We start from the raw sequence: 13459 nt of genomic DNA, 5'->3' as shown, positions 1-13459 counted from the left end.
GGCGGGCCTTGCAACCCAAGGCCACAGCCAGCACGGCCGGCCCGCCCGATCCGATGCAATCATTTCAGAAATCTTTCTTTCCGGCAGCAACTCCAACGTGTCATGATGCCGCCGCAGCTCGCGCTGTGCGGCATTTTGTGTTCGTGGATTTTCCACCTTCAGCATCACCTAGTCTTTTTTTCTTATTCTCGGCAATCTCACGCCTTGCAGGAGACCCTTCCAATCTCATTGACGCGGGAGACATCCGGCACGGATCACGCCCCCGGGTTGTGGTTGGCGGCAGCATTTCTGCTTTCCGCAACGGGGTCGGTCCTGCTGCTGGGGTTCACCCTGCTGCCGGATTGGCGCGCCGCCGGCGCCAGCGCGATGGACGGCCTGCTCGGCGAACTGCCCTTCGGCCTTAGTGGAGAGGCCGCCTTCGTCCTGGCGTTGAACAAGGCGATGCTGCTCTGCCTGGCGGTCCTGCCGGTGATGCTGCTGGAAACCGCCCTGTGCGGCTGGCACCGTTCCTCCTTCGCGCGGCTGCTGCCGGGGCGCTCCACCTCGGCGGGCTATGACCTGCTGATCTTCGCGCTGCACCTGATGGGCCTGTGGAAGTTTCTCGTCGCGGCCTGCACCCTGGGCGGCATGGTCCTGGTCAGCGCCCTGACGGCCCAGTTGGTCGCGGATTTCACGGCCCAGGGCCTGCGTATCCGCACCGGCAGCGTGCCGGTCGATATCGCGCTGGCCTTCGTGCTGTTCACCTTCGCCGACTACTGGTCACACCGCTTCTTCCACACCCGCACCTTCTGGCCGCTGCACCGGATTCACCATTCGGCGACCGAGATGACCTCCCTCACCCTCTGGCGGAACCATCCCGTGGCCCCGGCGATCGAGGCCTTCTTCAAGGTCTGGCCCTTCGCCCTCTTCGACGTGCCGGCCCTGGCCGTGACCCTCATCGGCTTCGCCTTGCTGGCCTATCTGCACCTGATCCATTCCAACATCGGCTGGCATTGGGGCTGGTTTGGCCGCTGGATCCTGATCCCGCCCGCGGGGCACTGGATCCACCATGCCCATGACGCCGAACTGCATGGCCGCAACCTGGGCATTCCGGTCATCTGGGACCGGCTCTTCGGCACCTTCGCCGACCCGCGCCTGGCCAGCGGCGTGCACCGCCTGGGCGTCTCCGACGCCGCCAGCAACACCGGCCGCCCACATGCCGAGGTCTGGCACGACCTGGTCGAATGGCTCGGCGGCTTGTGGCGGCTGCTGCCGCGCTTCGACCGCCGGAAGGAAGCCAGCGGGTCCGATTGACGCCGGGGGCGAACCCCCTGCCCGTTCAGCCGAACCCGGCCGGCAAGGCCGCATCGATCGCGCGCCGCTTCCGTGCCTGGAACAGCTTGCGATACATCGCCCCGGCCGGCCCGGGCAGCCGGGGCGCCAGCCGCCGTGCCAGCCATAGCGCGACCGGTTCCGTCAGCGGGTTCAGCATCGCATCGGCCACCGCATGCCGCGTCGCGCGCGTGCCCAGCCTGCGGCTGTGCAGCCCGAGTGCGACCAGCTCCTCCCGCAGCGCCGGCTGGCGCACCAGCCAGGCCGCCAGGGCGGTGCCTTCGCGCTCCGCGATGCCAAGCCAGCCGGCCTCGTTCATCGGATGCAGGTGGGTCACGACGGCGGCCGGCGCATGCAGCACCCGCAGGCCCTCCACGCTCAGCCGCCGGCCAAGCTCGACATCCTCATGCCAGCGCAGCCCGGTGTCGAAGCCGCCATGCCGCCGCAACAGCGCGGTCTTGGCCGACAGGTTGAAGGTGAAGAACGCCCCCCAGCCCAGGTCCTCGCCGGCCGGGCGCAGGCCCAGCGCCGCGTCATGGTGCAGCCACTCGAACAAGCCGGGCGGCGGATCCTGCGGCAGCGCCAGCGCGCCCAGCACGGCATCGGCTTCCGCCGGATGCGCCGCGTGCATCCGCAGGTGTTCGGCGACCAGCCCCGGTGTCGCGATGCTGTCGTCGTTCAGGATCAGCACCAGCGGCGCGCTTGCCGCGTCGATGGCGCGGTTGCGCGCGGCATTGGCACCCGCATTGGCCTGCACCAGGCAGGTGACGCGCAGGGCCATCCCCTGCGCGGCGGCCCGGATCGCCTCGGCCGTGCCGTCGCTGGACCCGTCATCGACGATGATGACCTCCATCCGCGCCGGCGCCACATCCTGCGCGCCGAGGGCCGCGATACAGCGCAGCGCGATCTCCCGCCGGTTGAAGGTCGGGATCAGGACGGAGATGTCGGGCGTCACGTCCATCCCGGCGCCTCGTTCATGTCGCGATCGGCCACGCCCCCTCCGGCGTGGTGCCGCCGCGCTTGCGCACGAAGGCCATCATGTAGGGCTTGAACGGCGTCGGCGTCAGCCAGCCGATCGCCTGCCAGGCCCGCGCCACCGGCAGCATGTCCAGGTGGTAGAAGGGGCGGCCGTTGTAGAGGTAGTTGCAGTGCTCATACCGGTCCGTCGGGAACAGCCGGCGCAGCGCGCCCGGGGTGTTCATCCGGTAGACGGGCGGGAAACTGTCCTCTTCCTCGCGCCGCGGTTCCAGCCGGCGCAGCACCGCCGCATGCAGCCGCGACGGGATCATCCGGGCACCGATCGCGATGGCGCCCCATTTGTTCGGCGTCCAGGCGCAGAGCCAACCGCCCGGCCGCAACACCCGGTCCAACTCCCGCGCCCAGAACTCCTCGTCCTCGACATGTTCCAGCACGGAAAAGGCCGAGACCAGATCCACCGACCCATCCGCCAAGGGCAGCGGATCGCCATGCCCCGTCATCAGGATCTTCTCGTCCAACTGCGGATTCTCGGCGATGGCGGGATCGACGTCGACACCGATCACGCGCGCGCAGCGCCCGCGGAAATCACCCAGCCAGCGGCGCAGCGGCACCGGATCCTGCGCCCATTTCCCGCGCCCCGCGCCGTAGTCGAGCACCACCATTCCCGGATGCAAAAGAGCATTGACCCTAACGATGTAGTCCATACGGTGGTCACCGCGCGGGTAGCCACCGGCAGGCAATTCGGGATGGATCAGGTTTTCGACGGAATCATGTGCCATGGAACCGATACCTACCCCCCAAGCCACGCCCCCACAACGGGATCGTGCGGTGAACTGAGGCATGGACATGATGAAGATTTCCCGGCGTGGCCTGCAAGTCATGGCCCTGGCACTGCCGGCACTCACCCTGGCCCGTCATGCGCAAGCCGCCGTGATCGATGTCGGAACCGGCGGGCGCTACGCCTCGCTCGCCACCGTGCCCTGGGCCACGCTGCGCCCGGGTGACGAGGTTGTTCTGCGCGCCGGCACCTATTCCCTGCCCACCGTGATCACCGCCCGCGGCACGGCGGCGCAGCCGATCGTGGTGCGTGCCCTGCCCGGCGCCATCATCCGCGAATCCATCGTCTTCGACGGTGCCCAGCATGTGCGCCTGGACTCGCTGTTCATCGAGCGCACGCGCCATTCCGGCGTGATCATCCGCCGGGCCTCGTCCTTCATCACCGTCGCCGGCTGCACCATCCAGAATTGCGGCCTGGGCATCTGGATCGGCGATGGCGCCGGCGGCGGGCACCGGCTGATCGACAACACGCTGCAGGACACCCAGACCCATGGCATCGCCGTCGATGTCGTGAACGCCCCCCTGGGGCAGGAGACGCTGATCGCCGGCAACCGCGTCGCGCGCAACGCGATGCATGGCATGGAGATCAACGGCAACCGCTACATCGTCGAGGGCAACATCGTCTGGGACAATGGCCACGGCCTGTCCGGCACCTCCGGCATCCACACCTATTCCAAGGATGCCGCGCAGGCCTCCGGCAGCGACAACATTATCCGCTACAACATCGTCTGGGGGCAGAAGGAAACCACCGGGCAGGACGGCAACGGCATCCAGCTCGACCAATGGTGCGATCGCAACCAGGTCTATTTCAACATCTGCTTCGGCAATGACGGCGCCGGGATCGTGCTGTTCGACGCGGCCGAATGCCGCGTCGACAACAACACCCTGTTCGACAACATGCGCGACAGCGGCGGCCAGCATGCCTACAAGGCCGACCTGGTGCTGGCCTCCGACTTCACCAAGAATGTGAACCACACCTACGACAATGTGCTGCGCAACAACCTGGTGGTGACCCTTCGCCGCAACATCGCCAGCGTCTATGTCGATCCCTTCGCATCCTCCCGCACCAGGGAAATGGCCGGCAACATGTTCCACCATGCCGGCGGCGGCACGACCTTCGTCTGGAACGCCACCAGGCTGGCCAACTTGGCCGCCTGGAACGCGGCCAAGCCCGGCCGTCCCGACCTGTCGGCCGACCCGCGCTTCGTCGACCCCCAGCGCCTCGCGCTGGCGCCGCCCGAAGCCACCGGCCTGCGCCCGCGCCTGGCCGCGACCCGCAGCGGCCTGGCCCTGGCCGACATGCCGCCGACGCGCGACCTGCTGGGCGCCGCCCTCACCGCGCTGCCGATCGGCGCGCTGCTGCCGGACGCCTGACCCCCGGATGGCGCGGATCGGGGTCGATGCCCATGTGCTCGACGGCAAGTTCCAGGGCAGCCGCACCTGGATCGAGAATATGCTCGCCCACCTTCCCGGCACCGGCACCGCGCATACCTGGGTGATCTATTCGGCGAACCCCGCGGCAACCCAGGCCCGCTACCCCGCCCCCTGTTTCGAACACCGCCGCATCGGCATGTCGGGGCGCTTCGCACGGCTTTTGCTGTTCTGGCCACTCGCCGCGCGGCGCGACCGGCTGGACGCGCTGATGACCACCTTTGTCGCGCCCCCCTTCTGCACCGCGCGCCAGATGGTCGTGCTCCACGACCTGCTGTTCGAAAGCAATCCCGACTTCTTCCCCACCGCGATGCGCTGGCGCCTCAGGCTCTTGTGCCGGCTCAGTGCCTGGCGCGCCTCGGCCGTCCTGACCATCACCCGCCATACGGCGGGCGAGATCATGCGCCGCTACCGCGTGCCGGCATCGCGCATCCACCTGGCCCCCTGCGCCGCCGCCGTGGGCACCACCCCCTTCCCCGAGGATGTCGCCTACGCCCAGAACCTGCGCCCGTATTTCCTTTGCGTCGGCCGGCTGGACCGGCGCAAGAACATCGGCCTCGCCCTCACCGCCAGCGCCGCGCTGCGCGCCGATGGCGTCCATCTCGTCGTGGTGGGGCGGGAGGATGACGATGTCGGCGACCTGCCCCGCGCCCTGGCCGAAGCCCCGGGCGTCGTGCATCTGCGCGACGCATCGCCCGGCCTGCTGACGGCGCTTTATGCGCAAGCCACGGCGCTGGTCTTCCCCAGCCTCGGCGAAGGCTTCGGCATCCCGGTGGTCGAGGCCCTGGCCCTCGGCACCGCCGTCATCGCCTCCAACCACGGCGCGATCATGGAGGCCGGCGGCCCGGCCGCGCATTACTTCGATCCCTCGGCCCCCGATGCGGCGCCGGCGCTGACGGCGTTGATGCGCCGCGCCGTCGCGGGCGACCTGACCCCCGCGCCCGCCATCGTCGCGGCCCATCTGGCGCAATTCGACTGGGGCCGCGCCGCGTCGGCACTGGACGCCGCGGCAACCGACGCGACAAAATAGCGCGACCCTGACGGAGATTCTTCGATGCGAGCACTGATCCGTCTGTCAGGGTTGGATGTCGCGTTGTTCGCATTGTTCGTCGCCTCCGGTTTTTGTGGCCTGCTGTACCAGGTTGTCTGGGTGCGGCTGGCCTTCGCCGAATTCGGCGTGATCACCCCGGTGCTGTCGGTCGTGCTGTCGGTCTTCATGGCGGGGCTTGGCATCGGCACCTGGCTCGGGGGGTCGGTCGCACGCCGGCTGGGGGCGCGCTTCGGGATCTCGCCCGTCGTGATCTATGCCGCGGCCGAAGCGCTGATCGGCATCGGCGCCTTCGCCGTGCCGATGATGTTCGGCGCCGGGGCCGCCTGGCTGCTGACCCAGGGCGCGTCCAGTTCCTCCGGCTACCTGTTGTTTTCGGCGCTGATCATCGCCGGCGCGCTGCTGCCCTGCTGCATCCTGATGGGTGCGACCTTCCCGCTGATGATGGATTTCCTGCGCCAGGCCAAGCGCGACGACACCCGCAGCTTCAGCTTCCTGTATCTGGCCAATGTGATCGGCGCGATGCTGGGCACCATCGCGACGGCGGTGGTGCTGGTCGAATTGTTCGGCTTCGCCCGCACCTGGATGATCGCCGCCGGCATCAACCTGTGCATCGCGGTGGCGGCCCTGGTCCTGTCGCGCCGGGTGCCGCACGCGCCGCTGGCCGATACGGTCGTCGCCGCGCGGATCGCCCATACGCCCGCCGGCCGCTGGCGGCTGTGGGTGCTCTTCGCCACCGGCTTCACCAGCCTGGCGCTGGAGGTCGTCTGGACCCGCGCCTTCACCTTCGTGCTGCACACCACGATCTATGCCTTCGCCATGATCCTGGCGACCTACCTGCTGGCGACCTGGCTCGGCTCCCTCGCCTACCGCATGCTGCACGGCAGCCCGCGCGAACCCAGCAACGCGGGGCTGATGCAGGCGCTCGGCATCGCGGTGCTGATCCCGGTGGTGCTGAACGACCCGGCGTTGCAGGCCAATACCGCCATCGTCCTGGCCAGCATCCTGCCGGTCTGCTTCATCCTGGGCTACCTGACGCCGCGGCTGGTGGATGAATACGCGCAAGGCAATCCCGATCTCGCCGGCCGTTGCTACGGGTTGAACATCCTGGGCGGCATCTTGGGGCCGCTGGTCGCGGGCTATCTGCTGCTGCCGGTGCTGGATGTGCGCGTCGCGCAGATCGTGCTGGCCGTGCCGCTGCTGGTGATGGCAGCGCTGTCGCTATCCGGCGGCGCCGTCACCGCCATGCGGCGGGTCGCCGTGGCCGTGCCGGTGCTGGCGCTGCTCTTCATCGGCACGCGGATCAGCCACAGCTATGAGGAGGGCGTGGTCCGCGACGGCCCGCGCGAAGTCCACCGCGACCATGTCGCGACCGTCGTCGCCTATGGCACCGGCATGGACCGCGGCCTGCTGGTGAACGGCACCGGCATCGCCAAGCTGACGTCGATCACCAAGGTCATGGCGCATCTGTCGCTGGCCGAACATGGCGCCGCGCGATCGGCCGTCGCGATCTGCTTCGGCATGGGCACCACGCTGCGTTCGATGCGCAGCTGGGGGATCGAGGCGGTGGGCGTCGACCTCGCCCAATCGGTCATCGACGCCTTCGGCTTCTTCCACGCCGATGCCGCCGCGGTCGCGGCCGATCCGCGCATGACCCTGATCGCCGACGACGGCCGCCGCTTCCTGCAACGCGCCGGGCGCGACTACGACGTCATCGCCGTGGACCCGCCGCCGCCGCCCGAGGCCGCGGGGTCCAGCCTGCTCTATTCGACCGAATTCTACGATGCGGTGAAGGGTCGCCTCGCCCCCGGCGGGCTGATGCATCAATGGCTGCAGACCGGCAACCAGCAGATCCTGCGCGCGACGATGCGCTCCCTCGCGGACTCCTTCCCCTATGTCGAGATCTACTGGTCGGTCGAGAACTGGGGCCTGCACGTGCTGGCATCGATGCGCCCGATCCGCGTGCTGACGCCCGAGGAACTGCTGGCCCGCATGCCGGAGGCCGCACGCGCCGACCTGATGGAATGGTTCCCCGGCCGCACGATCGAGGAGGTGACCGCCGCCATCCTGGCCCGCCGCGTCTCGGTGCGCGACATTCTGGCCGATCCGCAGGCCACGCCGCGGATCACCGACGACCGGCCCTACAATGAATACTACCTGCTACGCCATCGCGGCTGGGCGCCGTAGCCCGCGTCAATAGGCGTTGCGGCCGCGGATCATCGCCGTGACGGTGCGCAGGATGATCATCAGGTCCAGCCCCACCGACCAGTGGTTGATGTACCAAAGGTCGTGCTCCACCCGGCGCTGGATCTTGTCCAGCGTATCCGTCTCGCCCCGCCAGCCATTCACCTGGGCCCATCCGGTCATGCCGGGGCGCACGCGGTGCCGCGCGGAATAGATCGCGACCGCATCCTCGAAGGCCAGGCCCGCGGCGCGTGTCTGCAACGCATGGGGCCGCGGCCCGACCAGCGACATGTCGCCCAGGATCACGTTCACCAACTGCGGCAGTTCGTCGATGTTGGACCGGCGCAGCCATACCCCCACGCGGGTCACGCGCGGGTCGCGGCGCACCGTCTGGTGCAGGCCGTCCGAATCACGCAGCGCATGCTGCATCGTGCGGAACTTCAGCACGGTGAAGTGCCGTTCGCCGGCCCCGACGCGGCGCTGCCGGAACAGCACCGGCCCGGGGGAATCCAGCCTGATCGCCACCGCCGTCGCCAGCAGCACCGGCATCAGGAACAGCAGAAGCAGCGGCGCCAGCAGCAAATCCTCGGCCCGCTTGATCGCCCGCGCCAAGGCCGGCGGCGGCGGCTCGCAGATCACCACCAGCGGCACGGCGCTGCGATGTTCCAACTGCTGCATCGGGATGCCCTGCATCACCAGGTCGGGCACCAGCTTCAGCGCAACGGGCAAGGGCGCCAGCAACCGCGTGACCGTTTCCAGCACCGCGCCATCCGACATCCGGCAGGACAGCAGGACACAATCGGCATGCAGCGCCCCCACCCGCGACGCCGCCTGGTCGTCGAGCGGCACCACCGGCAAGCCATCCAGATAAGCGGCCTCGGTCCCGCCCGGCATCGCCCCGGGCATCGCCCCTGGCATCGCCACGAAGCCGACCACGGCAATGCCCGATGCCCGGTTCTGCGCCATGGATGTGGCCAGCCGCCGCGCTTCCGCGTCGCTGCCGAAGATCAAGGCGCGGGATGCGGCGCGGGCGTAGAGGCCGGTGGACTGGCAGATCGCGATCAGCCCGGCACGGCAGACCAAGACCACTGCCGGCGCCGCGAAAAGCAACATGACCAACGCATCGCGCTGCCGCAGCAGCGCGCGCATGTCATCGACGATGCTGGCGACCACCCCAGGCGACGCGACATCGATCAGCAGCGACACCAGGGCCATCAGGCCGCAGGCCTGCAACCAGGTTCCCGTCACGCCGCCGATCGGCAGGTCGTGCATCAACGCCGTCTCGGATTGGTACAAGCCACGCATATCGGCGAGCAGGGAAAAGAGGCAGGCCAGACTAAGCAACACCGCCAGCCTGACATCATCCGTCAGCACCGCGGCATCGCCGGCGATCGCCTGGGTGAACAGGCCGGCCAGCAGGACGGCCACAAGGTCGCTGCAACGAAACAGCGCTTTCACCCGCAGACGGCGACGGGGCGAGGCAGGCCGAGCCACCGCATCCTCGGCGCGCGGCGTGCCTGCCCAAGGTCTGTAGACGGTCGGCTCGGACACGTGCGACTGCCCTCCGATTGCTGGTCGGATTTCCGCGGGCACAGCAACGTAAGGCTGTGACGTCTAATTTTGAGACAAATGCGAATTCATTTACACAATTCATTAATATCTCTGGCGTGCCGATCGCACAAGATATTTTTTTGGCACTGCACCATTTCAGGAGTGACGATATGGTGAGTGATGCGAAGGACGTGAAAAAATGTGGCCAAGAGCGGTGCCCGATGTTCCTGCAACGCAACAGGCCGCGCCTTTCTCGCCAGGCCGCGCGCCGCGGATCGCGATCCTGGGCACCCGCGGCATTCCCGCCGCGCACGGCGGCTTCGAAACCTTCGCCGAACGCCTCGCCCTGCACCTCGCCGCGCGGGGCTGGATCGTCAGCGTGGCCTGCCAGGCGGATACGCCGGGGCCCCATCCGGCCGAATGGCGCGGCGTGCGCCTGACGCACCACAGGCCGCGCACCGGCGGCGCCCTGGGCACCATGGAGACGGATCTGCGGGCCGTCCTGGCCAGCCTGCGCCACAACGACCTGGTGCTCACCCTGGGCTACAATACCGCGATCTTCGGCCTGCTGGTCCGGGCCGCGCGCGTGCCACACCTCATGAACATGGACGGCATCGAATGGCGCCGCGACAAATGGTCAAAGCCCGTGAAAGCCTGGTTCTGGCTGAATGAACGCGCGGCCCGCCTCACCACCGACCACATGATCGCCGACCACCCGGCCATCGCCGCCCACCTGGCCCGGCATACGCCGGCCGACCGGATCACGGTCATCCCCTATGGCGCCGATCCGCTGCTTTCGGCCGACCCCGCGCCCCTCGGCGCCCTGGGGGTGACACCGCATCGCTACATCACCTTCATCGCCCGCCCCGAACCCGAGAACTCCCTGCTGGAGGTCGTGACGGCTTTTTCGCAACGCCCCCGCGGCGTCGATCTCGTCGTGCTGGGGCGGCTGGGTGACAGCCGGTATCACGACGCCGTGAGGGCCGCCGCCTCGCCCGAAGTCCGCTTTGTCGGCGCAATTTACGACACCGCAATCGTCGCGGCGCTACGCGTGCATGCTGCGCTGCACATACACGGCCACCGTGTAGGCGGCACCAACCCCTCCCTGGTCGAGGCCCTGGGCGCCGGCAACCCCATCCTGGCCCACGACAACCCCTTCAACCGCTGGGTGGCCGGGCCTGGGATGGCATATTTCTCCGATACCCAAGGCTGCGCCGCGGAATTGGACCGGCTGCTGGCACCGCGCGCCGACCTGGCACAGATGGCCGCGGCCGCGCGCACCCGCCACGCCGAAACCTTCACCTGGCCCGCCGTGCTGGAGGCGTATGAGGCAGTGCTGGCAGGCTGGCTGCCGGGTCGTTTGAAGAACGGGGGGAAGTAGCGCCTTGAAAGGGGCTTCGCCCCTCTCAAACTCTCCCCACCAGGGGCCGCCGCCCCTGGACCGGCGGAGTATTGGTAAAATAAAGAGAGGGGCATCCACTGGAACGCTCTTGATCGAGGGCGGGCCATGCCCCTCTCTTTATTTTACCAAATGCCGTGGGTTCCAAGGGGCCACGGCCCCTTGGTGGGGGAGGCGTGGAGGGGGCGAAGCCCCTTCCACTGGCGCAACCTCCCCGTTTCTTCACCCACCCAGCCTCACGACCGCGCCATGGCCAGCGCCGGCAGCGGATTGCCCGGCAGGGCGCGCAGCAGTGCTAGCAGCGCCACGAACAGCGCGACCGCGGCCAGTGCCGCCAGCGGCCCCGGCACCGGCGCGAAGCACAGGGCCAGTGCCGGCGCCGCCGCCAGCAGGAACCGCCCCCACCACCCGGGTTCCAGCCCCCGCCCGACCGCCCGCCGCGCCATCACCAGATTGACCGAAAGCTGCCCGCATTCCGACGCCAGGGTGGCGATCGCCGCCCCTTCGATGCCGATCCAGGGCACCAGCAGCCAGGACAGCCCCGCCGTCACCAGCAGCGCCAGCAGCATGTTCCACACCGAATAGCCGATCGGCGCCAAGGTCAGCACCAGCGCGAAAACCGTCAGGTTGACGAAGACGACGCCGATCCTCCAGCCGAACAGCGCCAAGGTGCTCGACGCCGCTTCGAAGGCCTGGCCGAACACCACCCGCAGGACCGGCCCGGCGAAGCCGATCGCAAGCAGCCCGCACAGCACCGCCACCGTGGCCATGATCCGCACCATCATGTCGAAGCTGACGAGCAACCGCGCCCGGTCGCGCGATTGCGACGCGAAGACCGCCATCAGCGGCGCCAGCACCGTGATCGCCGCCGCGGCCCCCAGGTCCACGAAGCGCGCCGCGGCACCATACAGCCCCAGCATTTCCGGCGTGCCGACCTCCGCCACGATGAACACGTCGATGCGCGACGACAGCGCCGCCACCAGCGACGACAGCGCCAGCGGCAATACCGCCCGGCCAACCTCGGCCATGCCGGCGCCGCTGACCGCGCCAAACCGCGGCCGCACCAGCCGGATCGCCAGGCCAAGGCCCATGACCCCATACAGCACCCCTGCCCCGACATAGGCCAGCACCGTCCACGGCACCGGATCGGCCGCCAGCGCCGCCGCGACCGAGGTCGCGATCGACACGACCGCGAAGGTGACGGCGACATGCAGCGACAGCCACGGGCGCGCGATCACCTGGAACACCGGGTCGAAGAAACGTGCCGCGAGCAACGGCAACAGGGGCGCGCAGAACACCAGCACGCCCTGCACCGGCTCCGGCGCCAGCAACTGTGCCACGACGGCCGCCACGGCCCCGGCCAGCAGCCCCAGCAGCAGCCGCAACGTCAGGAAGTTGGCGAAATACGCCCCGCGCCCTTCGCCGGTCAGCACCAGGTCCCGCGCCAGCACCGGCGTCATGCCCAGGTCCGCCAGGGTGCAGGCGACCGACAGGAAGGTCACCGCCCAGGCATAGGCGCCCAGCTGTTCGGGCCCCAGCATGCGCGCCAGCACGACGAAGACCACGGCACCCGCCAATATATAGACGATCCGGCTGATCGCCTGCGCGCCAAGGCTGCGCCCGTAGTTCATCGCATCCTCAGCCGGTGCAGCCGATCCAGAAGGAGCTCGGCGGCGTCACGCCCGGGCGTTGCTGCTGCGGGCACAGCCGTGCCGTCTCCTCCGGATGGGTCGCGTGCAGGTGATGCAGCGGCAGCAGCACGCTGAACCGCGCGTTGAACGCGAGGAAGGCCTCCACCAGGTACTGCTCGTTCCAGAAGAACCGATAGGTGCGGACCATCGCATCGGGATAGTCGCGCGGCGTGAACACGTCGTGAATATGAACGATCACGCCCGGACGCAGCCGCCCGAGCCAGTGCAGCACCTCGGTCAGCACGTCGCCCTGCGGGCGGATCATGTGCGAACTGTCGATGAACAGGATGTCCCCCGCCTCCAGTTCCTCGATCAGCGACAGGTCGGCGGTCTCGGCGGTGGTGCGCACCAGCCGGACCGGCAATTCGGCGAGCCAGGGGTTCTCATAGGGTTCGATGCAGGTATGGACGCAAGGGGGCGCGCCATCGGCGGTATTCATGGCGGCCGCGCGCAGGGCCACCAGCGTGGACATGCCGCAGCCCACCTCCAGGATGCGCCGCGGCCGGTGGCGCCGGACCATGCCATGCAGGACCCAGGCATCGAGCGGCCCGAACAGCGTGTTGTCCCAGTGATAGACGGGCCTGTCGCCTGCGACGCGGGTGGCGGGCACATCGTCCAGCTCGGCGATCGGCGCCAGGTCCTCCAGCATCGCCATCGCCGCCGGCACGTCGAGCACGACCCCCGGAAGGTCGCGCGGCTGGTCCAGCGGATGGCGCAGCCGGTTCATGTTGATCAGCGGTTCGTAGTAGTGGTCCACCAGCGGATACAGCCCGATCCGATCCAGCACCCGCATCGCCCGGGGGGCATGCGGTGGCGTCAGGCGCCGCACCATCATCAAGGTCTGCGCCGCGACCCAGACCGCCGGCGCCAGCATGACATCGATGACTGGCGCCGCGCGGTGAAAGGCCCGACCTGTCCACGACATGTTAAGGACCCTCCTGTACCCGCCTACGGGTTTCCAAAGCGACATCATCCTATTGCCGCGACAAGGGCAACCCACTTGCCGCGTTGATCCGGCGCATCGCCCGG

The 13459-nt window shown here is 68.8% G+C and carries 10 protein-coding genes; 5 read left to right on the top strand and 5 right to left on the bottom strand.

The features are described from left to right. Positions 1 to 273 precede the first annotated feature (273 nt). Complete coding sequence (locus tag ACQW02_RS08645) at positions 274 to 1293, top strand: sterol desaturase family protein (RefSeq protein WP_431284864.1); 1020 nt, start codon at positions 274 to 276, stop codon at positions 1291 to 1293. 25 nt (positions 1294 to 1318) lie between these two features. Here ACQW02_RS08645 and ACQW02_RS08640 read toward each other — a convergent pair whose 3' ends face one another. Both ACQW02_RS08640 and ACQW02_RS08635 read right to left on the bottom strand, forming a co-directional pair. Then, positions 1319 to 2272: a glycosyltransferase family 2 protein gene (locus tag ACQW02_RS08640; RefSeq protein WP_431284863.1), complete on the bottom strand. Its 954-nt coding sequence runs from the start codon at positions 2270 to 2272 to the stop codon at positions 1319 to 1321. 13 nt (positions 2273 to 2285) lie between these two features. After that, positions 2286 to 3068 (bottom strand): class I SAM-dependent methyltransferase, encoded by a 783-nt coding sequence (locus ACQW02_RS08635; RefSeq protein ID WP_431284862.1) that lies wholly within the window; start codon positions 3066 to 3068, stop codon positions 2286 to 2288. A gap of 67 nt (positions 3069 to 3135) precedes the next feature. On the opposite strand from ACQW02_RS08635, the gene ACQW02_RS08630 reads away from it, so the two are divergent. Genes ACQW02_RS08630 through ACQW02_RS08620 form a run of 3 tightly spaced genes read left to right on the top strand, consistent with a single transcriptional unit; the run spans position 3136 to position 7792 of the window. Then, complete coding sequence (locus ACQW02_RS08630; protein ID WP_431284861.1) at positions 3136 to 4500, top strand: right-handed parallel beta-helix repeat-containing protein; 1365 nt, start codon at positions 3136 to 3138, stop codon at positions 4498 to 4500. 7 nt (positions 4501 to 4507) lie between these two features. Beyond that, a complete protein-coding gene (locus ACQW02_RS08625; protein ID WP_431284860.1) occupies positions 4508 to 5587 on the top strand; it encodes a glycosyltransferase family 4 protein in 1080 nt (359 codons plus the stop codon). Between the two features lie 24 nt (positions 5588 to 5611). Beyond that, complete coding sequence (locus ACQW02_RS08620; RefSeq protein WP_431284859.1) at positions 5612 to 7792, top strand: hypothetical protein; 2181 nt, start codon at positions 5612 to 5614, stop codon at positions 7790 to 7792. A 6-nt stretch (positions 7793 to 7798) separates the two neighbouring features. Here the strand turns inward: ACQW02_RS08620 and ACQW02_RS08615 are convergent, their stop codons facing one another. After that, entirely contained in the window at positions 7799 to 9340 is a 1542-nt protein-coding gene (locus ACQW02_RS08615) for an exopolysaccharide biosynthesis polyprenyl glycosylphosphotransferase (protein ID WP_431284858.1), read from the bottom strand. Positions 9341 to 9554: 214 nt separating this feature from the next. Here ACQW02_RS08615 and ACQW02_RS08610 point away from each other — a divergent pair, with 214 nt between their 5' ends. Further along, positions 9555 to 10721: a DUF1972 domain-containing protein gene (locus ACQW02_RS08610; RefSeq protein ID WP_431284857.1), complete on the top strand. Its 1167-nt coding sequence runs from the start codon at positions 9555 to 9557 to the stop codon at positions 10719 to 10721. 254 nt (positions 10722 to 10975) lie between these two features. Here the strand turns inward: ACQW02_RS08610 and ACQW02_RS08605 are convergent, their stop codons facing one another. Further along, the gene (locus ACQW02_RS08605) at positions 10976 to 12370 is read right to left on the bottom strand and encodes an oligosaccharide flippase family protein (protein WP_431284856.1); all 1395 of its coding nucleotides are present in this window, start codon (positions 12368 to 12370) and stop codon (positions 10976 to 10978) included. 7 nt (positions 12371 to 12377) lie between these two features. After that, the gene (locus ACQW02_RS08600; protein WP_431284855.1) at positions 12378 to 13355 is read right to left on the bottom strand and encodes a class I SAM-dependent methyltransferase; all 978 of its coding nucleotides are present in this window, start codon (positions 13353 to 13355) and stop codon (positions 12378 to 12380) included. Positions 13356 to 13459: the final 104 nt, after the last annotated feature.

Source organism: Humitalea sp. 24SJ18S-53, assembly GCF_050632385.1.
In the GTDB taxonomy this organism is placed as follows: Bacteria; Pseudomonadota; Alphaproteobacteria; order Acetobacterales; family Acetobacteraceae; genus Humitalea.
The sequence above is the reverse complement of the archived record's forward strand: the minus strand, read 5'-3'. Positions and strand labels throughout refer to the sequence as shown.